The sequence below is a fragment of the Labrys okinawensis genome, assembly GCF_002982075.1.
GTDB classification, from domain to species: domain Bacteria; phylum Pseudomonadota; class Alphaproteobacteria; order Rhizobiales; family Labraceae; genus Labrys; species Labrys okinawensis_A.
On the sequence record NZ_PUEJ01000006.1, the window covers coordinates 364,521 to 389,538 of the forward strand.

The following is a 25,018-nucleotide window of genomic DNA, read 5'->3' on the forward strand; positions in this document are numbered from 1 at the left end:
GGTGAAGCTCTGCGTCAGCCGCCTTGGATGCCACCATGTGGCATGGCGGTGTCAGAAAATGTCAGGAGGATCGGCGGCAGGTCCTGCTCTTCGGCGAGACGGCGGGCCTGACTGGCAAGCATCGTCCTCAATGAAACCGGATCGACACCGTCGGCCCGCATGAGGGCGAGCGTCAGCGGATCGTTCAGCAGCTGATCGACGGTCATATTGCAGCCCCGCTGAGCCATGACTCCTCCAGCGCGGAAACATGGGTCCATGCTCCGCCGAATTCGTTTGACGATGTGTCGTTTCCTGGTGAATTGTCTCTCTAACAAGGCTGGATCGCAGTGGGATGACGAAACGGCCTTGACGACGCCTTACCAAGCTGTTACCGATCAGTAACAGCGACACTGTTACAGGTCGGTAACAGTTTGGTCAAGCCATGAGCCAGAAAATTTTGGAACAAAGCGAAGAGTCACTCTGCTGCCCCGGACAGCGTCCGCGAGACCGCATCGTCGTCACTGCGCGTGACCTCTTCCACCGGCATGGCATCAACACCATCGGCGTCGACACCATCGCCAAGGTCGCCGGCACCAACAAGATGACGCTCTATCGTCATTTCGGCTCCAAGGACGATCTCATCGTCGAATGCCTGCGGGCGGCGGAGATCGACAACCAGGCACGCTGGGCCCAGCTCGAGGCCGAGCATCCGGGCGATGCCCACGCCCAATTGCTGTCCTGGGTCGGCAAATGCGCCGACTATATCGAGGCCGATAATCGCGGCTGCGAATTCGCCAATGCCGCCGTCGAGCTCTCGGGCGAGGACCATCCGGCGCGGCGCTTGGTCGAGGAGTTCAAGAAGAGGCATCGCGACCGCCTGGCCCTGCTCTGCCGGCAGGCGGGCCTCGACCAGCCGGATCTGGTCGCCGATACGCTGCATCTCCTGCTGGAAGGCGCCCGCGTCAGCCGCCAGAGCGCCGGTCCGGAAGGCCCGAGCGCCCGCTTCGTGCGCATGGCCGAGGGTGTCATCGCCTCCTTCGGCAAGAGCGCCTGATCCGCCGAAAATCTTCCGACCGGCTGCGAACTTTCGTCGGCCGCCATGGCATTTGGGTCGAATTTTCGCTATCAGCACATGATCGTTCTGCTGTGGGCGATGCCCGATATCGTCCCCTTCGGCATTGCAAGGAAGCTCCGCCATGTCCCATCCAGCGCTTGTGCCCGGCGCGGTCGCCGTCGTCACTGGCGGCGCTAGCGGCATCGGTCTCGCCGCGGCCGTCAAATTCGCCTCCCTCGGCCTCAAGGTTGCGATCGCCGATCTCGGCGAGGAGAGGCTTGCGGCCGCTGCCGAGACAATCTCGTTGGCCGCGCCGGAAGGACGGCAGGCCGTGCTCGCCTCGGCCACCGATGTCAGCGACGCGGAGGCCCTGCTCGGCCTGCATCAGCAGGTGAACGAGCGTTTCGGCGGCACGGACGTGCTGATGAACAATGCCGGCATCCAGCCGGGCTCGAAACTGTTCGACGCCCGCGAGGACCGAACCTGGGAGCGCATTTTCTCGGTCAATCTCAAGGGCGTGATCCAGGGCACCCAGATCTTCGCGCCGGGCATGATCGCGCGTGGGCGCCCCGGCCTCATCATCAACACCGGCTCCAAGCAGGGCATCACCACGCCGCCCGGCGATCCTGCCTACAATGTCTCCAAGGCGGCGGTGAAGGCTTTCACCGAGGCTCTGCAGCACGAGCTGCGCAATACCGAAGGCTGCCGGATATCGGCGCATCTGCTGATCCCGGGCTTCGTCTTCACGCCGCTCGCCGCCAAGGGCCGCACCGACAAGCCGGCGGGCGCCTGGACCCCGGAGCAGACCGTGGATTTCATGCTCGCACGTCTGGAAGCCGGCGATTTCTACATTCTCTGCCCCGACAACGAGGTGCCACGCTCGCTCGACGAGCGCCGCATCGCCTGGGCGGCCGGCGACATCATCGAGAACCGCCCGCCCCTGTCGCGCTGGCATCCAGACTATGCCGAAAAATTTGCCGAATTCCTGAAGAGATGAGGACATTGGGGGTGGTCTTCAGAGACTGACTCAATAATCGCAAACAGAGCCGGGAAAAGCTCGGTTTTGTCATGCCCGGGCTTCGTCCCGGGCATCCAGAGACCGTCATTTGTCGAGATTGCGGCGCTGGATTGCCGGGACGAAGCCCGGCAATGACAAAAGTCGAGTTTCGGTCAGGCTCTTCAGACCCGCCCCCATTCCACGGGGGCCTCGGGAACAAAACTCTATGACGGGGTGACTGCCGAACGGCGGCTGCGCTTGGGCTTGACGGCATGGGTTTCCCGCCCGGCCGCCGTCTGCAATTCGCGGCGGAAGACGTCGCGACGCTCATGGATGGAGGCGATCACCGGCCCGGCCGGCACACCGAGGCCGGCCAGGGCCGCCTCCGACAGCTGAAGGCTCGCCTCGATGGTTTCGGGCACGGCGTCGGTGACGCCGAGCGCGTAAAGCTTGCTGGCGTGATCGGCATCGCGCGAACGCGCCACGATGACGAGATCCGGCCGCAGGCTGCGCGCGGTGGCGACCACGGCCTCGATCTGGCGGGGCTGGTCGATGGTGACGACCAGGGCCGAGGCCTCGGCGAGGCCGCAGCGCTCCAGGAAGGCGGCGTTGGTGGCATCGCCCCAATAGACCGGCTTCTTGCTCTCGCGCCAGCGCGCCACCGCCTTGGCGTTCGCATCCACGGCGAGATAGGCGATCTTGTGCTCGGCGAGCATCTCGGCCACCAGGCGGCCGACGCGGCCATAGCCCACCACGATGGCGCGGCGCTGCTTGTCCTCCGGCGGGCCCTCCAAGGCCGCCGCTTCCACCGGCACCGCCAGCTCATAGCGCTTGGCGATGCGGCGGCCGAGCACGCCCAGCACGGGTATGGAGGCCATCGAAAGGGACGCGATGGCCACCACCAGCGCCGACTGCTCCGGCGTGAGGATGGAAAGCTGCGTGGCGAGCGTGAATACCACGAAGGCGAACTCGCCGGCCGAGGCGAGCAGGAAGGCGGTTTCGATCGAGACAGCCTTGGGCACCCGGTAAAGACGGCAGAGACCGAAGATCAGCAGACCCTTGACCAGCACCAGCGCCAGCACAGCGCCGACGATCAGCAGCGGGTAGCGGACTACCACGCCGAGATCGACGCTCATGCCGACGGTGAAGAAGAACACGCCGAGCAACAGGCTCTTGAAGGGTTCGATCGTCGCCTCGATGGCGCGGCGATATTCGGTCTCGGCCAGCAGCAGCCCGGCAATGAAGGCGCCGAGCGCCATGGAGAGCCCCTCGCTCGCCGCCGCCACGCCGGCCCCGATCGCCACGAACAGGGTGGCGGCGATGAAGAGTTCCGGATTCTCGGGATTCGCCACCAGGCGGAACAGCGGACGCAGCAGGAAATGGCCGGCGATCACGATGGCGGCGATGGTCAGCACCGCCAGGCCGAGAGCATAGCCGAGGCCGACCAGCACGGAGCGGTCGGAATGCCCGCCCATGGTCCCGACCAGGAACAGCACGGGCACCACGGCGAGATCCTGCAGGAGCAGCACGGCGAAATTGACGCGCCCGGTGGCCGAGGCCATGCGTTTCTGCCCGGCCAGCACTTCCACCACGATGGCCGTGGACGACAGCGCGAGACCTGCGGCGACCACCAGCGCCGCCTCGGACGGCATCACCAGGCGGGCGAGCAGGGCGACGGCGATGGTGGAAGCCACCACCTGCAGGCCGCCCAGGCCGAAGACCAGGCGGCGCATGGTCATCAGACGGGCGAGCGACAATTCCAACCCGATGACGAACAGCAGGAACACCACGCCGAACTCGGCGATGCGGGCGATGGTCTCGCGCTCGCTGATGGCGATCCAGTCGATATAGGGCACATAGGAAGACAGGGCACCGACGCCGGTCGGGCCCATCACGGCGCCGGCCGCCAGGAAGCCGATAACGGGGCTGACATGCAGGCGGCGCACGAGCGGCACCACCACGCCGGCCGTGCCGAGCACGACCAATGCATCCTTCAAAGCCGCGAGATCGACCGCTCCAGCCAAACCTGCCCCCCGCATTGTTCGATTATGCCTATCGAACAACGAAGGACCCTGCTTCGCCAACCGAAAATCACCGGCGGCGGGCATAAATTTTGGAGTGGAGATAGTAGCCCCAGGGATCGCGAGCGCCTCCGGGCTACAGCTTCCAGCCCGAATGGATGGCGACGATGTTGCCGGTGAGCGAACGGTGGCTGACCTGCGAGAAGCCGGCCTCGCGGATCATGGCCGAGAAGGCGGCAGGCTTGGGGAAATTGCGGATCGATTCGACCAGGTAGCGATAGGGCTCGGCATCGCCGGTGACCATGCGGCCGATCGGCGGGATCAGGTTGAAGGAATAGAGATCATAGATCTTGTCGAGGCCGGGCATGTCGACGGTGGAGAATTCCAGACAGAGGAAGCGTCCGCCGCGCTTGAGCACGCGATAGGCCTCGGCCAGCGCCTTGTCGATGCGCGGCACGTTGCGGATGCCGAAGGCGATGGTGTAGCCATCGAAGCTGCCGGTTTCGAAGGGCAGTTCCTCGGCATTGGCCTCGACGAAATCGAGCTGGCCGGCAAGGCCGCGCTCCTCGCCGCGCTGCCGGCCGACTTCCAGCATCGAGCCGTTGATGTCGAGCACGGTGACATGGGTGTCGGGGCCGCCGGCCTTCACGATGCGGAAGGCGACGTCGCCGGTGCCGCCGGCCACGTCGAGATGGCGGAAGGGCCGCTGGCGCGGCGGGTTGAGCTTGTTGACCAGATCGTCCTTCCACAACCGGTGCAGCCCGCCCGACATCAGGTCGTTCATCAGATCGTAGCGCCCGGCCACCTTGTGGAAGACGTCGTCGACCAGCCCCTGCTTTTCTTCCAGCCTCACGGTGGAAAAGCCGAAATGGGTGTCGGTGCTGGCGGTCATCGGGTGAACTCCGGACTAGGTCTGCCGGTGCTATAGACCATCGCAAGGCCAAGGTGAACCGCATCTGGCGCAAGGCTGCGCTTCATCCTATCTGTCTGCCTCAGCCTGCGCCGGAGGAATCATGCCCGAACTGCCCGAAGTCGAAACCGTCCGCCGCGGCCTGGAGCCGGCCATGACGGGCGCCCGTTTCATCGAGGTCGAGACGAGGCGGCCGGATCTGCGCTTTCCCCTGCCCCCCGACTTCTCCAAGCGCCTCGCCGGCCAGGCCATCCTCTCGATGGGACGCCGCGCCAAATATCTGCTGGCGGACCTGTCTTCCGGCGAGGTTCTGGTGATGCATCTGGGCATGACCGGCCGTTTCCTGATCATGGCGCCGGATGGCGGCGTGGAGGAGCCGGGCGAATTCGCAAACGAGGTCAAGGAGGATGCCAAGCACGACCATGTCGTCTTCCGCCTCTCCAACCGCTTCACCATCACCTATAACGATGTGCGCCGCTTCGGCTTCATGGATCTGGTGCCGCGCGCCGGGCTGGAAACCTCGCGCCATTTCAAGGCCATGGGCATCGAGCCGCTCGGCAATGAACTGAGCGGCGAGACCATCACCCGGCTGTTCGCGGGCAAGATGGCGCCGCTCAAGGCCGCTTTGCTCGACCAGGGCCTGATTGCCGGGCTCGGCAACATCTATGTCTGCGAGGCGCTGCACCGTGCCAGCCTCGCACCTGAACGGGCCGCGGGCACGCTCAGCGACGAGCAGGCGGAACGCCTCTCCGGCGTGATCCGCGAAGTGCTGGCCGAAGCGGTCGAGGCCGGCGGCTCGACCCTCAAGGACTACAGGCATACGGACGGCTCGCTCGGCTATTTCCAGCATCGTTTTCGCGTCTATGATCGCGAGGGCGAAGCCTGCCCGACACCGGACTGCCGCGGCACCATCGAGCGGCTGGTGCAATCGGGGCGCTCCACCTATTGGTGCCGGCACTGCCAGAAATAAGGAAAGCGAGCTTCCGGAGGTACGAGTATCTTGCCCGTTCTCCCGGATTGGCCAATCAGCCCAGCGGAATGGTCGCCCTGACGGTCCAATCCTCGATCGGAATGCTCTGGGCCGAGCGGACCACCGCAATGCGATCGAAGCGGACAGCGCGCCCGGCAAGGCGCTCCTCCACTTGCCGCGCTGCCGCCTGCCGTCGCGGCCCGTCCTGCACGCCATAGGCCAGCGAGACATGCGGCATGAAACTCTCGATCTGGGAAGCGGCGATCGAGGCGATGGCGCGGCGCTTCAGCTCGAGCACCGGCCCCGCCCGCTCGAAACGGGCATAGAAGGCACGGAAGAACGGGTCGCTGGTGCCGATTTCCCTGACATCGGCGGCAAAGGGCGCGATGCCCGCGGCGACGGCGACGAGCTGACGCGCCAGGTCCTCCTCCTCGCAAGGCCGGTCCTCGACGAGTGTCAGATGCACCTGGAAGCGCGGCGTGCCGAAGGTCTGCGCCAGTTCGGCGACGATGGCGGCGAGCATGCGCGCGTCCTCGGCCATGGGCATCAGCCAGACGGAATGCATGTTCTTCGTCGTGTCTTCCGCCATCTCAGCGCCCCACCTTGGCCAGCACGTCCGCGCTGAGAAAGCGCTCGACCACGAACATGAAGGCGATGGAAGGTACCAGCAGCACCAAGGCGGTGATCGAGGCGATCTGATAGTTGCCGCCGGCGCTGGCGGTGTAGAGCAGCAGCGGCATGGTCTTGATGTCGGGCGCGCCGACGAAATAGGTGCCGGTGAACTCGTCCAGCGATTCCAGGAAGACGAAGATGGCGCTTGCCATCAGGCCCGGCGCAGCCAGCGGCAACACGATGTCGCGGAAGGCGCGAGGGCCGCTGGCCCCGATCGAGCGCGCTGCCTCCTCCAGATCGGCCGGCACCGCGGAAAAGGACGCCGTGGCGATCCACACCGCATAAACAAGGCCATGCGTGGTGTGGACGAGCACGACGCCGAGCACCGTACCGTTCAGGCCGATCTCATAGAAAAGGCGCGCGATATTGACGTAGACGGGCAGGTTCGGAAAGGCCTGGGGCAGGAGCAGCAGCAGCAGGATGCCGGCGCGGAAAGGCAGCTTCAGCCGGGCGAGCGCATAACCGGCGGGAACCGCGAGGGCGAGGGACAGGGCCACGGTGAGCAGGGCGATGGACACGCTGGTGCCGAGCGAGGCCAGGGCGTCGCCGCGCGGGGCGAACACGCGCGGCCAGAAGGAAAAGCCATATTGCAGCGGCAGGCTGTGCGGAAAATACCAGCGCTCCGCCACCGTCCACAACAGCAGGTTGACCAGCGGGCCGAAGATGGCGAAGGCGAGCAGGCCGAGTCCGATGCCGCGGGGGATCCACAGCCAGTCGATGCGCCAGTTGCGGGCGGCAAGCACGTGACCGGCAGCACTCATCGCGCATTCTCCCTCATGGTCTGCCTGAGATAGATCCAGGCGACCGCCCCGGTGAAGGCAAGCGAGATCAGGCCGAGCGCATTCGCGACGCCATAATCGCCATAGGAATTGATGCGGAAGGCCATGTCGGCGGTGATCATGGTGGGGGATTGGGCGTTGATCATCAGCGGCACCGAGAGCACCGACATCATCGTCACCAGGCTGAGCACGGCGCCGACCAGCAGCGTGGAGGCGACCTGCGGCACCACGATCTCCAGGAGGATGCGCAGGCGCGAGGCACCGAGATTGCGGGCCGCCTCGATGGTGGAGCGGTCGAGCGACGCCATGGCGCCGGCGGTGAGCAAAGTGACGAAGGGCATCTGCTTCCAGACGAAGGCGATCACGATGCCCCGCCAGTCGAGGAAACTCACCGCCTGCAGCGGTGTCAGCAGCTCGGCATTGATCAGAATCGAGTTCATCAGCCCGTTCTTGGCCAGGAAGGTGCGCAGGATCTGGCCGACCACGATGAAGGGCACGAAGAGCGGCCAGCGATAGAGCCAGCGCAGCAGGGCGACGGCGAGGGGGTTGTTGCCCAGCGTGAGATAGCCGGCGATGGCGACGGCGATCAGCACGATCAGTGCGGTGGAGATCAGGATGATCACCACCGAGAAGACCATGTCGGTCCAGTAGAGCTCGAAGGCCTTGCGGAAATTGCCGAGCCCCGGTCCCTCCGGCGTGGCGAAGGAGCCGGTGATCGAACTCGCCAGCGGCACGACGAACAGCAGAACCACCACCGCGAGCGCCGGCGCCACCAGCATCAGGCCGGCGAGGGAGGGAGCGGTGCGTGAAGGAGCCATGGTGGAGATCCTGATGATGGGTATCCGGCAGGGGGATGATGGCGTGGCGACCACTCCCCTCATCCCCCTGCCGGGACCTTCTCCCGCAAGGGGAGAAGGCGTTCTTTCGGTTGGGTCGAGGAGCTTCACGACTCCCAATCAGGCCCCTTCTCCCCTTGCGGGAGAAGGTGGCGGCAGCCGGATGAGGGGTGCCGACGTCGTCCCCTACTCCGCCACCTTCTTCTCATAGGCTTCGAGCAGGTCGGCGTAGTAAGGCCCGATCGGGAAGGACTTGCCGTATTTGGCGAGGTCGTCGGGCGAGATGTCGGTGAACAGCTTCTGCCAGATCGCCGGATCGAGCTTGTCCTGCACATATTTGGCATCGATGCCGGGATACCAGTTGAACTGCTTGACGATGCCGTTGGCCTGGACCTCTGGGCTGGTGGCGAGTGCGATGAATTTCTCGGCCAGCGCCTTGTGGGCGGTCTTGCCGGGGATGACGTAATGCATCGGCTGGCCCGGCATGCCGGGCGCCGGCAGTACCAGCTTCATGGTGGGCGGCAGCTGGCCGTTGGCCTTCCAGGAATAGAACATGTCGACCCATACCGCGCCCATGGCGATCTCGCCGCGGCTGAGCATGTCGAGCGTGCCGGCATTGCCGGGGGTCAGTGCGACATTCTTGTTGAAGGCCTTCAGCTTGGCGAAGGCATCGTCCCATTTGGCCTTCTCATTGGCGTCATAGGGGCCTTCCTGCAGCTTCTTGGCGTCGCCGGCATAGTTGTAGATCCAGCTGATCACGAAGGAGACGCCGGAGGCGCCGCCCTTGATTCCGTTATAGCCGAACTGCTTGGGGTTCTTCTCGGTCCAGGCCACCAGTTCGTCGAAGGTCTTGGGCGGATTGGCCACCAGGTCCGGATTATAGGCGATGGCGGTCTGGCTGTTGAACATCGGCATGACATAGCCGTCGACATCGGCTCCGAGCGCCAGCCTGGCATTGCCCCGCGTGACCAGCTTGCCGGTATCGATATTGCCGCGATATTTGTCGAGCAGTCCGTCCTGGACCAGCTTGCCCGCCACCTTCTCGTGGATGACGGCGACATCGACGTCATAGACCTCCTTGCCGGCCTTCTTCTGGGCATCGAGCCGCTCGACGATCTTCTGGGAGCCGGCATCGCCGGGGCCGGTGCCGACCACGCGCACCGTCGTGCCCGGATTCTGCTTCTCGAAGGCCGGTGCCAGGAAATTATTGACGTAGTCGACCATGTTCTGGTCACCGGCCGTGATCACCGTCAGCTCTTCGGCCCGCGACGATGCGCCTGCCAGGGGCAAGGCGGCGGCGAGAAGCCCCGCGACTGCGGACAATGCTGTCAGTCTCATCCGAACTCTCCTGTCTCTCGTTACGATTCAGCCTGGCTCGCCGGGAAGACGAACAGGCCTGTCTCGGGGATATGAACGTTGACTTTCGCGCCGGCCGCCCAGGCCCTGGGCGCATCGACCACCAGCGGGCCCGCCGGCGTGGCGACGACATGGCGCCAGAAGCCGCCCGGAAAACTGACCTGGACGATCTCCCCCGCCAGGGCCAGGAAGCCGCGGGTGGGCTCCGCCAGAGGGGCGGTCGCCTGCAATTCCGCCGCCTCCGCCCGGAAATGGGCAATGCACGGGCCCGAAGCGGCCGGCCCGAAGGTCGCGATCAGGGCCGGCGCACCGCCCGCTCCTTCCAGCCGCGACAGGCCCGCCTCCGAGGAAGCGGGGCTGCAAGTGAGGCGCAGCCTGTTCTCGGCGCCCATGAAGGCGGCCACGAAGGCGGAGGCCGGCTGGTTGTAGACTTCCTCCGGCGTGCCGATCTGCGCGATCCTGCCGGCATTGAGAATGACGATGCGGTCGGCCATCACCATGGCCTCCTCGCGGTCGTGGGTGACATGGATGGCCGTGATGCCGAGGCGGCGCTGCAGGGCGCTGATTTCCTGCCGCACGCTGAGGCGAATGCGCGCATCGAGATTGGACAGGGGCTCGTCGAGCAGCAGGATGTCGGGGCTGACGGCGAGCGCCCGCCCGAGCGCCACACGCTGGCGCTGCCCGCCGGAAAGGGCCGCCGGCTTGCGCTCCTCCAGCCCGGACAAGCCAAGCAAAGCCGCGATGTCCTTGACCTTGGCGGCGATCTCGCCGCGCGCCAGACGGCGCAGCTTGAGGCCGTAGCCGATATTCTGCGCCACCGTCATATGCGGCCAGAGCGCATAGGTCTGGAACACCAGCGCCATGCCGCGCCGGTCCGGCGGTTCGCCAGTGATGTCGCGTCCCCGCACGCGGATGGCGCCGGAACGCGGCTGGATGAAGCCGGCGATGGTGCGCAGGAGCGAGGTCTTGCCGCAGCCCGACGAGCCGAGCAGGGCGACGAACTCGCCCTCGCCCACCGTCAGGCTCAGATCCTCGAAGACCTGGGTATTGCCCAGCCGCACCGAGGCCCGGTCGACCTCCAGCAAGGGTTGCCGCACCGGCGCCGAAGGAGCCCCCGCCAGGAATTGGTCACTCGGCTTCATGGCGCAACCTCCCGCGGGCGGAACCGGGCGCCGCCCGGCGAGGCAAAATGCCTGCAGCCCGAGGTGCCGTCCCCCTCTCGTTTCCTCATCGCCATGTCTGATTGCACAGCTGTGCAATGCTCGCTCTGCCCGGAACTCCTGTCAATAGCGCAGAGCCATTCCATCGTAATCGGTCGCTCGATCCTGGGGTGGTTGTAATCCGCTCCGATGCTCCGAAGCAGTAATAGGGATAGGCCAGCCTCACTTTGCACAGCTGTGCAGAAGCAATGCTGCGTTTTATCCCTGCCGTTTCGGCGTGACAGGCATATGACGGTTCGCCCCCTCGGCAGCCAAAATCATGGCCACCGGACAAGACGGCCATGGCCTCGACCTGACCGGAGCACAAGCAGCATTCCGGGGGGCAGGTCTTCGGACCCGCTTGCGAGCGCAGCGTTTTCTGGGCCTCAGGTCGAGGATCGTCCTTCCGAGGCGAAGCCCTCATCGCCCGCATCGGTGACGATCAGCCGTTTGGGCAGATGCACCTCGACGCCGAGGCCCCCGAGGCTCGATCTGGCGATGTGAAGTTCGCCGCCATAGGCCTCGATGATGTCCTTGGCGATGGCGAGCCCGAAGCCGGTGCCGCGCACGGTCTCGTCGAGACGCTTGCCCCGCTCGATGAAGGACTTTTCGGCATCGGGCGGCAGGCCGGGCCCGTCATCCTCGATCGACAGGAGGATGACGGGCGAAGCCGTCTGCGCCATCAGGCGCACCCTTGCCTGGGAATTCGCCCATTTGCGCGCATTGTCGAGCAGATTGCCGGCGATATTGGTGAAGTCGCTCTCGTCCATTGCGATCACGATGCCCTCAGGGGCTTCGAGGTTGAACGTCATCTCCTTGTCGCGTGACAGCTTGTGCATGGTCGAGACCAGCTTGGACAGCACGGCATGGGTATCGACGCGTCCCGACAATTGCGCCGCCGCGAGACTCGCCCTCGCCTCCGCCAGGGTGCGCCTGACCTGGGCATCCATGCGCCAGACCTCGTCGCGAATGGCGTTGGCCGCCGCAGCCTGCCCGCTGTCGGCCAGGGAGCGGGCCGTCGCCTCCAGCACGGCGAGCGGCGTCTTCAGGCCGTGCGCGAGATCGCCAGCCCGGCTGCGCGCCTCGATGAGCTGAGCCTCGCGGGAGGCGATCAGCGCATTGAGGTTGTCGATCAAAGGTTGGATCTCGTCGGGATAGCGCCCGCTGATCTTGCGGGCCGGGCGGCTGCGCAAGGACAGCAACTCGACGCTGAGCTTGTCGAGCGGGCGGAAGCCATAACGCAGAAAGGCGATCACCGCCCCCAGCAGCGCCGCCATCAGCACGGCGAGCGAGGGCGCCATGGCATAGAAGAAACGCCATTTCACCGGCGAGAGCTGGGCATTGTCGAGCGCGATCAGGGCATTGACGGTCTGGTCGCCATTCGCGGTCGAAATGACGATGGAGCGCTCGACGGCGAGGAGCTGGCTGCCATTCGGCCCGGTGAGGTCGTTGACCTTGCCGCCCCCTTTGGCCGCCGTCGCCTGCAGCCAGGGCAGGTTCTGGTCCCACAGCGACTGCGAGCGCAATTCGACATTGCCCCCGCGCCCGACCTGCCAATAGAGCCCGCCATTGGGCAATTCGAAGCGCGGATCCTGCGGCCCCTCGTCGATGGTGAGCTGGTTGGAGCCGTTGACCTCGATGCTGCCGAGCAAGAGGCGCATCTCGTCTTCGATCTCCGACAGTTCGAGCGCCCGGATCGCCAGGCCCGAAATGGCATCGATGCCGATGCCGGCCAGGATGGTGGCGACCACGATCGCCACCACCGAGCCGAGCAGCATGCGACGCCTGAGGGAGAAGGAGGTCAAGGCCACGGTCAGGCAGACTCGGCCGGGATGAGGTAGCCCTGGCCTCGGCGCGTCTCGATCACGCCATTGTCGAGCTTGCGCCGCAGGCGGGCGACCACGACTTCCAGGGCATTGGAATCATGCTCCACATCCTGGTCATAGATGCTTTCGGTGATCTGGGACTGCGACATCACCGTCCCGGCATTGTGCAGGAGATAGGCGAGCAGGCGATATTCCAGCGGCGTCACCTGCACCGGGCTGCCATGGAAGGAGACGGCCCGCTGGCGGGTATCGAGTTCCAGCACGCCGTTCGACAGCACGGGGGAGGATTGGCCCGAGGCGCGGCGGACCAAGGCCCGCACGCGCGCCAGCAGCTCCTCCATGCGGAAGGGCTTGGTCAAATAGTCGTCGGCCCCCGAATCCATGCCGTCGACCTTGTCGCGCCAATCGTCGCGCGCGGTGAGGATGAGGACGGGCATGCCGCGCCGGGCCAGGCGCCAGCGCCTGAGCACCGTCAGGCCGTCGAGCTTGGGCAAGCCCAGATCGAGGATCACCAGATCGAAATGCTCGTTCTCGCCGGCGAAGAGGGCTTCCTCGCCGTCGAACACGGTCACCACGATATATTGCTGGGCTTCGAGGCTGCGACGAATATCGTCGACGATGGCTCGTTCGTCTTCGGCAACCAGAATGCGCATGATGCGGGGCGGGAAGCTCTCAAGGGAATGGCCAGCCGGCGAGAAGAGGGATAGCCGGCCGAACCGGCACGGACATTAGGCCTATTTATCCACCAAAGCCAGCGTCACCGGGTCGACGAGCACGTCGCGGCGTTTGCCGTCCGGCCGGAGGACCCGGACCATATAGAGCAGGCGCCCTCCGCGCCTCAGTTCGCGCACGCGCAGGATGCGGCCAGGCACCTCGCGGGCGACGGCCGCCGAGACATCCTTGAAGGAATGGTTGCCCGGCCGGCGCAGCGGCACTGCCGTCGGGACACTGTGATGCGCTCCGCTCGCCAAGGCCCCTTCGAGCGGCGGCAGGATGCAAGCAATCGTCAGCAAAAGTCCGGCGCAAGCATGCGACGTGCCCGATCTGGCCCTCATGAGTCTCCCTATGGTTTCGAGATCCTCTTCAATTCCAGAGCAAAGCGCGGTTTCTCCGAACCGCACTTTTTCTCCAGCTCTTTGTTTCGAAGCGTCTTTACGATTGCTGGTAACGCCGTCAAATCGCAAAACGCTATAGCGGAACCAAGCTTGCAATTGGCTTACAGGCGCTGTCAGACGCCCGCAACGCGCTCCTCGCTAGAATAGCTGGAAACGATTTTGGCCACCATCCGAATCGCCGGCCGAAGGATTACGCGTGTGTTGTCTTCTCCTGTACCAGTAAATGCCATCGGGCCGCTCGCCGTGGTCCGCGGCGAGCAGCGTCCCGACCTTCTGCGTGACGAAACCCTGGCGACGATCTTCAAGGTGTCCGCCGCGGCCTTTCCCGACAAGCAGGCCCTCGGTGCGATCGGCACCGGCGAGCGCCTGACCTATCGCGAGCTCGACGAGCGCTCCGACCGGGTCGCCGCCGCCCTGGCCCGTCGCGGCGTGGGGCCCGGCATGTTCGTCGGCCTGTGGTTCCAGCGCTCGATCGGCCTGCATGTCGCCCTGCTCGGTCTCATCAAGACCGGCGCCAGCTTCATTCCCTTCGACGCCGACATTCCGCCCGAGCGGGTGACGGCGAGCCTCGCCGATGCCGGTGCGGGCCTGCTGGTCTCGCACGCGCCGCAGGCCGAGAAATATGCCGCCGTCGAGGCCGAGACGGTAACGCTCGAGACGCTGCTGGCCGATCCGCGCCGCGATGTCCCGGCCAGCCAGGCGCCGGCGCTCAGCGATGCGGCCTATGCCATCTACACATCCGGCACCAGCGGCAAGCCCAAGGGCATCAAGGTCTCCCATCGCAACATCTGCCACTATCTGCGCGCCGGCAATGAATGCCTGCGCATCACGGCCGACGACGTGGTGCTCCAGCAGGCCTCGATCGCCTTCGACCTTTCGCTCGAAGAAATCTTCATTCCCTATATGGTCGGCGCCACGCTGAAGATCGCCAGCGCCGCCGTGCTGCAGGACATCGACGCCCTGCCCCGGATGCTCGAGGCCGAGGGCATCACCGTGATCGATACGGTGCCGACCCTGCTGTCCATGCTAAGCCGCGACGTCGCCGGGCTGAAGACGATCATCCTGGGCGGAGAAGCCTGCCCGCCTGCCCTGGTCGCCCGCTTTGCACGGCCCGGCCGGCGCCTCCTCAACACCTATGGGCCCACCGAGACCACGGTGGTGGCGACCTCGACCGAACTGGAAGCCGGCGAGGACGTCACGATCGGGCGCCCGATCCCCAACTACACCGCCTATGTCGTCGACGATCAGCTCAATCTGCTGGCGCCCGGCGAAATCGGCGAATTGCTGGTGGGCGGGCCTGGCGTCGCCATGGGCTATCTCAACCTGCCGGAGATGACGGCGGCCAAGTTCATCGCCAACCCCTTCACCACCGACAACTCCGATCCCGTGCTCTACCGCACCGGTGATGCGGTGAGCCTCAGACCGGACGGCCGGATCGTCTTCCAGGGCCGCATCGACAGCCAGGTCAAGATCCGCGGCTATCGCATCGAGCTCGGCGAGATCGAAAGCCTGCTCGCCGCCGATCCCGCCATCCGCGCCGCGGTGGTGACGGCCAATCAGAGCGAGGCCGGCGATACGCTGGTCGCCCACCTGGTGCCGCGGGGCGAAATCGACCTCGACCGGATCAGGCATGGCCTCGCCGCCAAGATCCCGCGCTACATGCTGCCTTCGGCTTTCCAGCTTCACGACGCGCTGCCCGCGCTGCCTTCGGGCAAGGTCGACCGCAAGGCCCTCTCTGCCCTGCCGGTGCCGGAACGCCAGGCCACCGCCGGCGAACAGGAGCCCCCGCGCTCCTGGACCGAAGCCCAGCTGCTCAAGGCCGCGCAGGAATTGCTGCGTGCGCCGGCGGTCGACTTCGAGGCCGATTTCTTCACCGAGCTCGGCGGCCATTCTTTGCTGGCGGCCCGTTTCGTCTCCGAGATTCGGCGTGTGCCGGCTTTGTCGGGCATCGCCATCCGCGATCTCTATACGCATCGCACGCTGCGCAATCTCGCCAAGGCCCTCGATGAGAGCGTCGCCGCCACTGCCGCGGCGCCCCCGCCCGACCGCAGCTTCGAGCCCGTGCCGCTCGCCCGGCGTTTCCTGTGCGGTCTCGCCCAGGCCGTCACGCTGCCCTTCATCGTCGCCCTCGTCTCGGTGCAGTGGATCGGCCTCCTGCTCGCCAGCATGCTGCTGGTGGGCGAGGACGCTTCCATCCTCACCGAGCTCGCCGTGCTGTGCGGGGTCTATATCTGTCTCAACCTCGCCACCAAGCTCGTCGTCGTCGGCCTGAAATGGCTGGTGATCGGCCGCACCAGGCCAGGCGTCTATCCGCTCTGGGGCGTCTATTATTTCCGCATCTGGCTGATGCAGCGCATCGTGCAGCTCACCACGCCGAAATTCCTCAAGGGCTCGCCGCTCATCCGCATCTATCTGCGCGCCCTCGGGGCCCGCATCGGCGACGACGCCATGATCGACGACTTCGAGGAGGGCGCGATCGACCTCGTCACCATCGGTGACCGGGCGAGCCTCGGCACCAAGCTCAAGCTCGCCAATGTCGAGGTGGTCGGCAACGAGGTCCATGTCGGGCGCATCGAGATCGGTGCCGGTGCCCGCATCGGCAATGGCAGCGTGATCGGCGCCGACGTCGTCATCGGCGACGGCGCGGAGATCGGCGACCTCACCGCCTTGCCGCAGGGCACCATGGTGGCGCCGGGCACGCATTGGGAAGGAGCACCCGCCGTCGAGGTCGGTCCGGCCGAGCAGGACGATCCGGCGGACCATCCCCGCCTCGGGCGCCTCGGCCGCTCGGTCCAGGCGGTCGGCTATTTCATCGCCTATAATCTGTGCCTGGTCATCGGCCTGCTGCCGATCTTCCCGGCCTTCTCGCTGTTCTCGGAAGTGGAGGCCCTGTTCGGCGCCGATCCCGGCCAGCCTCTGTCCTGGAGCCTGGTGGCGGTCGCGGCCTGGCCGGCGGCGCTCGTGCTGATCGTGGTCTCGATGGCGGTGATGGTGGCCCTGCGCTGGCTGCTGCTGCCGAGGGTGCGCGAGGGGGCCTACTCGATCTTCGGTTCGCTCTATTTCCGCAAATGGGTGATCGGTCTGTCCACCGAATCCCTGCTGGAGACGCTCAACTCGCTCTACGCCACCGTGTTCATGCGCAATTGGTACCGCATGATGGGAGCCAAGATCGGCAAGGGTACCGAGATCTCGGCGAGCTTTGCCGGGCGCTACGACCTGATCGAGATGGGCCGCGACAATTTCATCGGCGACGAGACGATCTTCGGCGACGAGGAAATCCGCAATGGCCGCATGATCCTCAAGCGCCTGAAGACCGGCGACCGCTGCTTCTTCGGCAATTCCTCCGTGGTGTCGCAGGGATCCGTGGTCGAGGACGATGCGCTGATCGGCATCAAGTCGCGCCTGCCCGATTCGCTGAAAGTGGGAACCGGCGAGACCTGGCTCGGCAGCCCGCCCATCGCCATGCCGACCCGCCAGAAGGTGTCCGCCGCCGCCGGCACCACCTATGCGCCGCCCTTCCGCATGAAGCTCCTGCGCGTGGCGTTCGAAACGCTGCACACCTCGCTGCCGACGGCGGTGCTGATCGCCGCCGCCTATATCACCGCCGACATCCTGGCCTCGGTGATCTCGCAGGGCGCCTGGCTGGCCGCTACCGGCATCTTCCTGGTGGCCGGCCTCGCCATTTCCGGTCTGATGTATCTGGCTGCCGTCGCGGTGAAATGGCTCCTGATCGGCACCTACAAGCCGATGATGCGGCCGATGTGGTCCTGGTGGGCCATGCGCACGGAAGGCGTTGCGGTGATTTATGGCGGCCTCGCCAGCAAGATGCTGCTCGACTATCTCCGCGGCACGCCCTTCCTGCCCTGGCTCCTGCGCCCCTTCGGCGCCAGGATCGGCAAGGGCACCTGGATCAACACCACCGACATCTGCGAGTTCGACTGCACCGAGATAGGCGATCATGCCGTGCTCAACATGGGCTCCTGCCCGCAGACCCACCTCTATGAGGACCGGGTGATGAAGGTGGGCCGCATCCGCATCGGCGAGGGCGCCACGGTGGGCACCGGGGCGACCGTGCTCTACGACACCGAGATCGGCCCCTACGCGCAGGTCGAGCTGCTCACGCTGATCATGAAGGGCGAAGCTCTCCCGGCCTCGACGGTGTGGACCGGCATTCCGGCCCAGCCCCAGGCCCCGGCAAGCACCGAGGCGCATGAGCCAATGCTGGTTCCCGTCCTCGCCGAAGCGGCGGAGTAGTACCCACCCGCCTAGGGACTTGTCGCTTCCGACCATTTTGGAGGCGAGGTCTTCGTCCGACTGCGTCATGAAGGAGCCGCCTTTCCTGCCCCTCCCCTCGATGGGGAGGGTCGGCTCATGGGGCCGGGGTGGGGTGGTCATACGCAGGCTGCCGTGAGGTAGGCGGTTCATCCTTGCCAAGAAGTCACCCACCCCGACGCTTCGCGTCCACCCCAGGTTATTCCAAGAGGAATGACAGGCCGCCTCGACGGGGGCGGGTAGAGCGTGCTTCCTGACGCAGTGGAGTTCGGCCCCGGCTGCCTGGCGCGGTGTTTCCACGGCGGGGCTGAAGACCCGCCGCGATGCCGCTTGCAGCGGCGCGAATGGCTTGCCAAGCGCCTTGCGATGGCCTAGCGGGGGGGCCCGCCTTCCGGACCTCCAAGCGTGCCGGCTGCAGGCTTTCGCAAGGAAGACGTTCGCTCGTGGACATGACCTGGACTCTCATCGCCATGCTGGGCGCCGTCGGCGTCGTGGCCGGCTTCGTCGACGCGCTCGCCGGTGGCGGCGGCCTTTTGACCATCCCGGCCCTGCTGCTCTCCGGGCTCGATCCCGTGGCGGCCCTGGCCACCAACAAGCTGCAGTCGAGCTTCGGCTCGGGCTCGGCCGTGATCGCCTTTGCCCGGCGCGGCCATATCGACTTTCGCCAGACGCGCTGGATGGTGGCGACCACCCTGCTCGGCGCCTGCCTGGGCGTGGCCGCGATCAGCATAGCGCCGCTGTCGCTGCTGCAGGCGGCCCTGCCCGTGCTGCTGATCGCCATGGCCCTCTATTTCGCCTTCTCCTCGCGCTTCTCGCCCAAGGCCGGCATCGAGGACGGCAAGGCCCGCATGAGCCCTGGCCTGTTCACGCTCACCATGGCGCCGCTGATCGGCTTCTATGACGGCCTGTTCGGGCCGGGCACCGGTTCCTTCTTCATGCTCGCCTTCGTGGCCCTGTGCGGCTACGGCGTCATCCATGCCACCGCCAACACCAAGCTCCTCAACTTCACCTCCAACTTCGCCTCGCTGATCCTGTTCATCCTGGCGGGCAAGATCGTCTGGGTGGTGGGGCTGGTCATGGGCGTGGGCCAGTTCCTCGGGGCGCAGGCCGGCTCCTACATGGCGGTGCGCCAGGGCGCGCGGGTGATCAGGCCCCTTCTTGTGCTGGTGTGCTGCTCGGTCGCCGTCAAATTGCTGCTCGACCCGGCCAATCCCTTACACCGGGCCGTTATTTCGCTGTTTCAGTGAAGTCCGTCGTTGACGCCGAAGCCATTGGGATGTAAAGAGCCGCCTTCCAATAGCGAGCGCCGACAGCGCCCGCGGCTTATCATTTTCAGGCAACGCACGGCCTTTCGGCGATCTTTCGGGATCGTTATGGATGCGGCCGGCTTAACAGGCAGGGATCATGGCCAATACGAAGTCGGCCAAGAAGGCTACGCGCAAGATCGAAGTGCGCACCGCAGTGAACAAGGCGCGCCGCTCGCGTATGCGCACCTTCATCCGCAATGTCGAGGAAGCCGTGGCTGCCGGCGACCAGGCCAAGGCTGTCGCCGCGCTCAAGAGCGCCGAGCCGGAAATCATGCGCGCTGCCCAGAAGGGCGTGCTGCCGGCCAACACGGCATCGCGCAAGGTGTCGCGCCTGGCCCATGCCGTGAAGAAGCTCAGCGCCTGAGCCGAACGGCGGGACACCGATAGGGCAGGCGACCAAGCCGCTTTATTTAGGTTCCCTTAGGTGAAGAAACCCGGCCTCGAAGCCGGGTTTTTTGTTGCCTGCCGCACCCCGGCCGAAGGAACGTGCCGGGTGCAGGCCGGCAGCCCTTTCGGCGCCGCGCGCCATCGTTCCGGTCCCGTCCTCTCTTGGTCCGGCGTTGCCGCCGCCCTCTGGCGGGAGCGCCCGGGACCTTCGGCCCCGGTAGAGCCCTACCAAAAAGCGCCACTCTGGATTGTCATTGTCTCGTAACAATATTTCGCAATAAAGGTATTATTGTACTCATGATGATGGACTGGGCAATCTTTCCCCTTGACTCTAGGTTTGGCTGCCACAGCCATTTTCCCTCTTTGGTCGGTCAAAATTTTTCTTTATATTTCATAAGCTTATGGGATAAGAGAAAAGCAGCCCGGCGCCCGTCCGGGCGCGACCCGGGCAAAATACGAAGCCTCGCAATCTTTACGCATCCGAAATGAATATTTTTGAGTCATTTTGCCGCCTCCATGATTCCGTCGACTCCTCAACATCTTGCGGCTGCGGCGGCGAAGGCAGCCGCCGTCCGAATCGGGAACATTGAGGGGCCATTAACGAATCATTGAGATTTGCCTGTTGCACCCGGCAGGGCCGGTTCGGTATGTTTTTTCTCGGAACGGGTCATGTGTAGGTTCCTTCCCGATATTGCGAGCGGACGTCCGTCCATCCCGGGGCATCGGTGAGGTTTGCTTTGATGACTGTGTATAGTTTTGAAAACAGTAAGGTAACCGCGTCAGCATTCGCTTGCTGCTTTTGAGACCAATAATGAGGTGGACCTTCTGGTGAAGTGTCCCATGCCGGCATTACACGGCATGTTGTGTATAATACGAACGAAGTCTGAAGAAGACGGAATTGGGGTGTCATGTCGTCGGGGTGGTTGAATGACTATGCGGGAGACGTTTCGGCGCAGGAAGCCTATGAGCTCCTCAGCCAGCAGCCTAAGGCACAGCTTGTCGATGTCCGTACCCGGGCCGAATGGTCGTTCGTTGGCGTTCCCGACCTCTCCGCGCTCGGCAAGGAACCCGTCCTGGCCGAGTGGCAGCGCTATCCCAGCATGGAAGTCGCTTCCGATTTCGTCTCCCAACTCGAGCGCGAACTCGAGCGCCGCGGCGTCGGACAGGACCAGCCCGTTCTCTTCCTCTGCCGTTCGGGCGCTCGTTCGCTCGCGGCCGCCCAGGCCATGTTGGCCGCCGGCTGGAAGGGCGCGCGCAACATAGCCGCGGGCTTTGAAGGTCCGATGGATGCCTCACGGCATCGTGGCAGCGTCGAAGGCTGGAAAGCCTCCGGTTTGCCCTGGATCCAGTCCTGAAAAGCCAATTCGCGCTCTGCTGCCGCCGGTCCGGGACCGGGAAAGGCCGGAGCTGTTTCTTGAACTCATTTTGCCAGACGATAGCCCTATGACCTCGAGCGAGCGCCTGTCAGTCATTGCCAGCCAGACTGCAAAAACGGTTTCCGGCCTGGATTCCGATTCCTCCGTCGCCGATGGCGCGATTCAGCCGGCAGCGGCCTGGGATCGCGTCAAGCGCCGCCTGCGCGCCGAATATGGCGAGGACGTGTTTTCCAGCTGGTTCGCCCGCCTGGAACTTGATGCCGTCGTCGACGAAACCGTGAGCCTGTCGGTACCGACCCGCTTTCTGCGCAGCTGGATTCAGGCTCACTACATCGACAAGATCCTCGGCCTGCTGTCGGCCGAGCTGCCCGGCACGGCCCATATCGCGCTCAACGTCCGCACCGCGGTGGCCCGTCCGCCGGCGGCGCGCGATGCCGCGCCATGCCCCAAATCCGTCGGCGAGTCGGTGGCCGCCAAGCCCGCCGTTCCTTTCCTGCGGGCAGTCGAGACCCCGGCGCGCGAAGACGATCTCGCCGGCTCTCCCCTCGATCGCCGCATGTCGTTCGAGGCTTATTTCATCGGCCGCTCGAACGCGCTCGCCCACGCCGCCGCCCTGCAGGTCGCCAAGGCCGGCGCCGCCGATCCGCTGCCCTATAACCCGCTCTTCATCCATGCCTCGGTGGGGCTGGGCAAGTCGCATCTGATCCAGGCCATCGCCCATCAGTCGGAGGCCCAGGGCAAGCGCGCGCTCTATCTCACCGCCGAGCGCTTCATGTATGGCTTCGTCGCCGCGCTGAAGGCGCAGACGGCGATCGCCTTCAAGGAGAAGCTGCGCGCCATCGACCTGCTCGTCATCGACGATTTGCAGTTCCTGGCCGGCAAGTCGATCCAGCAGGAGTTCTGCCACACGCTCAACGCCCTGATCGATGGCGGCAAGCAGGTCGTGGTGGCGGCGGACCGCCCGCCGGCGGATCTGGAGACCCTGGACGAGCGCGTCCGTTCGCGCCTTTCGGGCGGCCTGGTGGTTGAGATCGGCTCGCTCGACGAGGAGCTGCGCATCAAGATCCTCAAGGCCCGCATCGAGGCGGCCCGCGCCCATCACGCCAATTTCGACGTGCCCGACAATGTCGTGGCCTATGTCGCCCATCAGGTCACGACCAATGGCCGCGATCTCGACGGCGCCGTCAACCGCCTGCTCGCCCACTCCGCCCTGTCCGGCTCGGGCATGTCGCTGGAGACCGCCGAGGCCGCGATCCGCGACCTCGTCAAGAACCGCGAGCCGCGCCGGGTCAAGATCGAGGATATCCAGCGCATCGTCGCCAAGCACTACAATGTCAGCCGAGCCGACATTCTCTCCCTGCGCCGTACCGCCACGGTGGTGAAGCCGCGCCAGGTCGCGATGTATCTCGCCAAATCGCTGACGCCGCGTTCCCTGCCCGAAATCGGCCGCCGCTTCGGCGGGCGCGACCACACCACGGTGCTGCATGCCGTGCGCAAGATCGAGGGCCTCGTCGGCAAGGATACGGGCCTGGCCGAGGAAGTGGATCTGCTGCGCCGGCTGCTTTCGGAGTAGAACGCCGGGGATTTGGTTGCGGCGGGAGCCGGGCGATCATCGCGCATCTTGCCATCGGCCAAGCATGGGCTTAACCCAGTTCCTGCTCGCTGCGGGAACTGGAGGTGGATCTATGGCTCGACCGGTGCGGACGAATTCGCTCTCGCCTCCGGCCGCATGCATCCGCTGGCTCGCCTGTCTGGCGGCACTGGCCGTGCCGGGCGCCGGCCATGCCCAGGGCAGCGCTCAAGACGATGATCAGGGCATGGGCGTCCTGAAGGTCTTCATGACGAGCCAGGCCTATCGGGACATCACGGCCCGGGCCCTTTCAGGCATCCCGCCAGCCATCTTCACCCGCTGCGCGACTCTGGTGGCGCGGGACTCCTCCGTCACCATCCTTCAGCCCGTATCCGCCGGCCCGCAGGGCAGCCCCGTTGCGGGGCGATGGAAGCAAGCCTTTCCGGTCAGCGGCTGCGGCAACGACACCGTGCTCAATCTCTATTTCTCGGTGGGGGCCGACGGTAAACCCCAGGCTGGCGCCGCCTTGCCCGGCACCACACTCGCCGATCCTCTCCTCCAGCGCGACGCGCTGCTCTATGCCAATCTCGGCGCTACGCGCGCCGTGGCCGACTGCAAGAATTTTCTGGTGATCGATACCAGGGCCCCGGCGTCAGGCACGCCGCCGGGAGCAGGCCGTCTCAAGGCACCCTGGTCCGAAACCTGGACGCTGAGCGGCTGCAATCGCAAGGTCGATGTCCGCATGGACTTCATCCCTGATTCCACCGGCACGACGATCGCGCCGCGCGACGCAGTGATCCGGCCCGACTGATGTCGGCCGGGCCGGCGCCGCCATCTTCCCCCTTGCATCGCCTGCGCGATCCGGGCAAAGGCGCAAACGACCCTTTGTTTCGGCGCTGCCTGCGGTGTCCAACAGATTGAGATGATCGCAATGCTCTGTCTCGGCCTCGATATCGGAACTTCGGCCGTCAAGGCCGTCATCGTCGATGAACGCGAGACCGTGCTGGCCGAGAGCGAGCAGCCTCTTTCCCTGTCGCGGCCGGGGCCGGGACTGAGCGAGCAGAATGCCGATGACTGGATCGCGGCGATCGAAGCCATCCTGGCCCGCTGGCGGGCCGAGCAGCCTGCTTTGCTCGCCGGCGTTGAAGGCATCGGCCTGTCCGGCCAGATGCACGGCTCCGTCTGCCTCGATGCCGAGGACCGGCCGCTCGGTCCGGTGATGCTGTGGAACGACGGCCGCGCCGCCGCGGAGGCGGCCGAGCTCAACCGCGACCATCCCGACCTCGCCTGGCAGCTCGGCGTGCCGGCCGCCCCCGGCTTCACCGCCCCCAAACTGCTGTGGCTCGCCCGCCACCAGCCGGCATTGCGCGCCCGCCTGATGCGCGTGCTGCTGCCCAAGGACTTCGTGCGCCTGTGGCTGACCGGCGAGCATGTCAGCGAAATGTCGGACGCGGCGGGAAGCTGGTGGCTCGACCAGGCCAGGCGCGACTGGTCCGATGCCGCCCTGGCGGCGACCGGCGTCGAGCGCAGCCAGGTGCCGCGCCTGATCGAGGGGACGGAAATCTCTGGCCAGCTGCGTCCGGCACTCGCCGCCCGCCTCGGCTTCAGGGCCGGCATTCCCGTCGCCGGCGGCGCGGGGGATGCCATGGCGGGCGCGATCGGCATCGGCACCATTGCCGATGGCGCCTTCCTCTCCATCGGCACCTCCGGCCAGTTCTTCGTGCCCGGCACCGCCTATCGGCCCCTGCCCGACAAGTTCCTGCACACCTTCTGCCATGCCGTGCCCGGTCATTGGGTGCAGATGGCCGCCCTGCTCAACGGCGCCTCCTGCCTCGCCTGGGCCGCGGGGCTGGTGGACGAGCCGATCGAGAGGCTTTTGGCCGACGTGGCCGCCCAGCCGCCAGGCCCGGGCCGCGTAATGTTCCTTCCCTATCTCGCCGGCGAGCGCACGCCCCACAACGATCCGGAGGCGACCGGCCTGTTCACGGGCATGACCGGCGGCACAGGCAAGGCCGACCTGATCCGCGCCGTGCTGGAGGGTGTCGCCTATTCCTTCGCCGACGCGGCGGCCTGCCTGGCCGAAGCCGGTACGCAGCTCAGCGAAGCGGCGGTGATCGGCGGCGGCGCCCGCAGCGCCTTGTGGGTGCAGATTCTCGCCGATGTGCTCGGCCTCAGGCTGAAGCGCTATCGCGGCGGCGAGAAAGGCCCGGCCTTCGGCGCGGCCCGCCTGGCGCGGGCCGCAGCCAGCGGGGAACCGATTGCCGCCATCGCCACCAAGCCCCCGATTCTCGACGTCGCCGAACCGCGCCCCGAGCTGACGCAGGCCTATGCCGAAAAGGTGGCCGCCTTCCGCCGGCTTTATCAGGCGACGAAGGCGGCGCGTTAGAGCAAG

General features: G+C 65.8%; 21 protein-coding genes. 10 read left to right on the top strand and 11 right to left on the bottom strand.

Annotation, left to right across the window (positions count from 1 at the left end; translation table 11 throughout):
• Positions 1-14 precede the first annotated feature (14 nt).
• Entirely contained in the window at positions 15-227 is a 213-nt protein-coding gene (locus tag C5L14_RS18710; RefSeq protein ID WP_105863563.1) for a hypothetical protein, read from the bottom strand.
• A 194-nt stretch (positions 228-421) separates the two neighbouring features.
• Between C5L14_RS18710 and C5L14_RS18715 the strand changes: the two genes are divergently transcribed.
• On the top strand, positions 422-1,033 hold the full coding sequence (locus C5L14_RS18715) for a TetR/AcrR family transcriptional regulator (RefSeq protein WP_105863564.1): 612 nt from the start codon (positions 422-424) through the stop codon (positions 1,031-1,033).
• A 142-nt stretch (positions 1,034-1,175) separates the two neighbouring features.
• Entirely contained in the window at positions 1,176-2,030 is an 855-nt protein-coding gene (locus tag C5L14_RS18720) for an SDR family NAD(P)-dependent oxidoreductase (protein WP_105863565.1), read from the top strand.
• Positions 2,031-2,254: 224 nt separating this feature from the next.
• Here the strand turns inward: C5L14_RS18720 and C5L14_RS18725 are convergent, their stop codons facing one another.
• Both C5L14_RS18725 and ubiE read right to left on the bottom strand, forming a co-directional pair.
• Positions 2,255-4,054, bottom strand: coding sequence for a cation:proton antiporter (locus tag C5L14_RS18725; RefSeq protein WP_105863566.1), 1,800 nt, complete (start codon positions 4,052-4,054; stop codon positions 2,255-2,257).
• Positions 4,055-4,187: 133 nt separating this feature from the next.
• Positions 4,188-4,943: a bifunctional demethylmenaquinone methyltransferase/2-methoxy-6-polyprenyl-1,4-benzoquinol methylase UbiE gene (gene ubiE / locus C5L14_RS18730; RefSeq protein WP_105863567.1), complete on the bottom strand. Its 756-nt coding sequence runs from the start codon at positions 4,941-4,943 to the stop codon at positions 4,188-4,190.
• A gap of 121 nt (positions 4,944-5,064) precedes the next feature.
• Between ubiE and mutM the strand changes: the two genes are divergently transcribed.
• Complete coding sequence (mutM, locus tag C5L14_RS18735) at positions 5,065-5,931, top strand: bifunctional DNA-formamidopyrimidine glycosylase/DNA-(apurinic or apyrimidinic site) lyase (RefSeq protein WP_105863568.1); 867 nt, start codon at positions 5,065-5,067, stop codon at positions 5,929-5,931.
• 55 nt (positions 5,932-5,986) lie between these two features.
• On the opposite strand, the gene C5L14_RS18740 is transcribed toward mutM, so the two are convergent.
• From C5L14_RS18740 to C5L14_RS18775, 8 genes are all read right to left on the bottom strand, one after another.
• Complete coding sequence (locus C5L14_RS18740; protein ID WP_105863569.1) at positions 5,987-6,520, bottom strand: 2'-5' RNA ligase family protein; 534 nt, start codon at positions 6,518-6,520, stop codon at positions 5,987-5,989.
• 1 nt (position 6,521) lies between these two features.
• A complete protein-coding gene (locus C5L14_RS18745) occupies positions 6,522-7,364 on the bottom strand; it encodes an ABC transporter permease (protein WP_105863570.1) in 843 nt (280 codons plus the stop codon).
• Positions 7,361-8,200: an ABC transporter permease gene (locus C5L14_RS18750; protein WP_105863571.1), complete on the bottom strand. Its 840-nt coding sequence runs from the start codon at positions 8,198-8,200 to the stop codon at positions 7,361-7,363. The genes C5L14_RS18745 and C5L14_RS18750 overlap by 4 nt, the downstream gene beginning before the upstream one ends.
• A 204-nt stretch (positions 8,201-8,404) precedes the next feature.
• Positions 8,405-9,556 carry an extracellular solute-binding protein gene (locus C5L14_RS18755; RefSeq protein WP_105863572.1) on the bottom strand — a complete coding sequence of 384 codons (1,152 nt, stop codon included), beginning with the start codon at positions 9,554-9,556 and terminating at the stop codon, positions 8,405-8,407.
• A gap of 20 nt (positions 9,557-9,576) precedes the next feature.
• Positions 9,577-10,716, bottom strand: a complete 1,140-nt coding sequence (locus C5L14_RS18760) for an ABC transporter ATP-binding protein (RefSeq protein WP_105863573.1) — start codon at positions 10,714-10,716, stop codon at positions 9,577-9,579.
• A 443-nt stretch (positions 10,717-11,159) separates the two neighbouring features.
• Positions 11,160-12,584: a sensor histidine kinase gene (locus tag C5L14_RS18765; protein WP_245443426.1), complete on the bottom strand. Its 1,425-nt coding sequence runs from the start codon at positions 12,582-12,584 to the stop codon at positions 11,160-11,162.
• Between the two features lie 2 nt (positions 12,585-12,586).
• Positions 12,587-13,252, bottom strand: a complete 666-nt coding sequence (locus tag C5L14_RS18770; RefSeq protein ID WP_105863574.1) for a response regulator transcription factor — start codon at positions 13,250-13,252, stop codon at positions 12,587-12,589.
• Between the two features lie 81 nt (positions 13,253-13,333).
• A complete protein-coding gene (locus C5L14_RS18775; RefSeq protein ID WP_105863575.1) occupies positions 13,334-13,654 on the bottom strand; it encodes a PepSY domain-containing protein in 321 nt (106 codons plus the stop codon).
• A gap of 258 nt (positions 13,655-13,912) precedes the next feature.
• Between C5L14_RS18775 and C5L14_RS18780 the strand changes: the two genes are divergently transcribed.
• From C5L14_RS18780 to xylB, 7 genes are all read left to right on the top strand, one after another.
• Positions 13,913-17,968 (top strand): Pls/PosA family non-ribosomal peptide synthetase, encoded by a 4,056-nt coding sequence (locus C5L14_RS18780; RefSeq protein ID WP_245443427.1) that lies wholly within the window; start codon positions 13,913-13,915, stop codon positions 17,966-17,968.
• A 467-nt stretch (positions 17,969-18,435) separates the two neighbouring features.
• Complete coding sequence (locus C5L14_RS18785) at positions 18,436-19,233, top strand: TSUP family transporter (RefSeq protein ID WP_105863576.1); 798 nt, start codon at positions 18,436-18,438, stop codon at positions 19,231-19,233.
• Positions 19,234-19,390: 157 nt separating this feature from the next.
• Positions 19,391-19,657, top strand: a complete 267-nt coding sequence (gene rpsT / locus C5L14_RS18790; protein WP_105863577.1) for a 30S ribosomal protein S20 — start codon at positions 19,391-19,393, stop codon at positions 19,655-19,657.
• 931 nt (positions 19,658-20,588) lie between these two features.
• A complete protein-coding gene (locus C5L14_RS18795) occupies positions 20,589-21,035 on the top strand; it encodes a rhodanese-like domain-containing protein (protein WP_105863578.1) in 447 nt (148 codons plus the stop codon).
• Positions 21,036-21,123: 88 nt separating this feature from the next.
• Positions 21,124-22,629 (top strand): chromosomal replication initiator protein DnaA, encoded by a 1,506-nt coding sequence (gene dnaA / locus C5L14_RS18800; protein ID WP_105863579.1) that lies wholly within the window; start codon positions 21,124-21,126, stop codon positions 22,627-22,629.
• A 112-nt stretch (positions 22,630-22,741) separates the two neighbouring features.
• Positions 22,742-23,437 (top strand): hypothetical protein, encoded by a 696-nt coding sequence (locus C5L14_RS18805; protein ID WP_105863580.1) that lies wholly within the window; start codon positions 22,742-22,744, stop codon positions 23,435-23,437.
• 111 nt (positions 23,438-23,548) lie between these two features.
• The gene (xylB, locus tag C5L14_RS18810) at positions 23,549-25,012 is read left to right on the top strand and encodes a xylulokinase (protein ID WP_342588414.1); all 1,464 of its coding nucleotides are present in this window, start codon (positions 23,549-23,551) and stop codon (positions 25,010-25,012) included.
• Positions 25,013-25,018: the final 6 nt, after the last annotated feature.

Excerpts from the sequence above, each read along its gene's own strand:
- C5L14_RS18710 (WP_105863563.1), bottom strand. The coding sequence starts at position 227 with ATGGCTCAGCGGGGCTGCAATATGACCGTCGATCAGCTGCTGAACGAT.
- C5L14_RS18715 (WP_105863564.1), top strand. The coding sequence starts at position 422 with ATGAGCCAGAAAATTTTGGAACAAAGCGAAGAGTCACTCTGCTGCCCC.
- C5L14_RS18720 (WP_105863565.1), top strand. The coding sequence starts at position 1,176 with ATGTCCCATCCAGCGCTTGTGCCCGGCGCGGTCGCCGTCGTCACTGGC.
- ubiE (WP_105863567.1), bottom strand. The coding sequence starts at position 4,943 with ATGACCGCCAGCACCGACACCCATTTCGGCTTTTCCACCGTGAGGCTG.
- mutM (WP_105863568.1), top strand. The coding sequence starts at position 5,065 with ATGCCCGAACTGCCCGAAGTCGAAACCGTCCGCCGCGGCCTGGAGCCG.
- C5L14_RS18740 (WP_105863569.1), bottom strand. The coding sequence starts at position 6,520 with ATGGCGGAAGACACGACGAAGAACATGCATTCCGTCTGGCTGATGCCC.
- C5L14_RS18745 (WP_105863570.1), bottom strand. The coding sequence starts at position 7,364 with ATGAGTGCTGCCGGTCACGTGCTTGCCGCCCGCAACTGGCGCATCGAC.
- C5L14_RS18750 (WP_105863571.1), bottom strand. The coding sequence starts at position 8,200 with ATGGCTCCTTCACGCACCGCTCCCTCCCTCGCCGGCCTGATGCTGGTG.
- C5L14_RS18755 (WP_105863572.1), bottom strand. The coding sequence starts at position 9,556 with ATGAGACTGACAGCATTGTCCGCAGTCGCGGGGCTTCTCGCCGCCGCC.
- C5L14_RS18760 (WP_105863573.1), bottom strand. The coding sequence starts at position 10,716 with ATGAAGCCGAGTGACCAATTCCTGGCGGGGGCTCCTTCGGCGCCGGTG.
- C5L14_RS18770 (WP_105863574.1), bottom strand. The coding sequence starts at position 13,252 with ATGCGCATTCTGGTTGCCGAAGACGAACGAGCCATCGTCGACGATATT.
- C5L14_RS18775 (WP_105863575.1), bottom strand. The coding sequence starts at position 13,654 with ATGAGGGCCAGATCGGGCACGTCGCATGCTTGCGCCGGACTTTTGCTG.
- C5L14_RS18785 (WP_105863576.1), top strand. The coding sequence starts at position 18,436 with ATGACCTGGACTCTCATCGCCATGCTGGGCGCCGTCGGCGTCGTGGCC.
- rpsT (WP_105863577.1), top strand. The coding sequence starts at position 19,391 with ATGGCCAATACGAAGTCGGCCAAGAAGGCTACGCGCAAGATCGAAGTG.
- C5L14_RS18795 (WP_105863578.1), top strand. The coding sequence starts at position 20,589 with ATGTCGTCGGGGTGGTTGAATGACTATGCGGGAGACGTTTCGGCGCAG.
- dnaA (WP_105863579.1), top strand. The coding sequence starts at position 21,124 with ATGACCTCGAGCGAGCGCCTGTCAGTCATTGCCAGCCAGACTGCAAAA.
- C5L14_RS18805 (WP_105863580.1), top strand. The coding sequence starts at position 22,742 with ATGGCTCGACCGGTGCGGACGAATTCGCTCTCGCCTCCGGCCGCATGC.
- xylB (WP_342588414.1), top strand. The coding sequence starts at position 23,549 with ATGATCGCAATGCTCTGTCTCGGCCTCGATATCGGAACTTCGGCCGTC.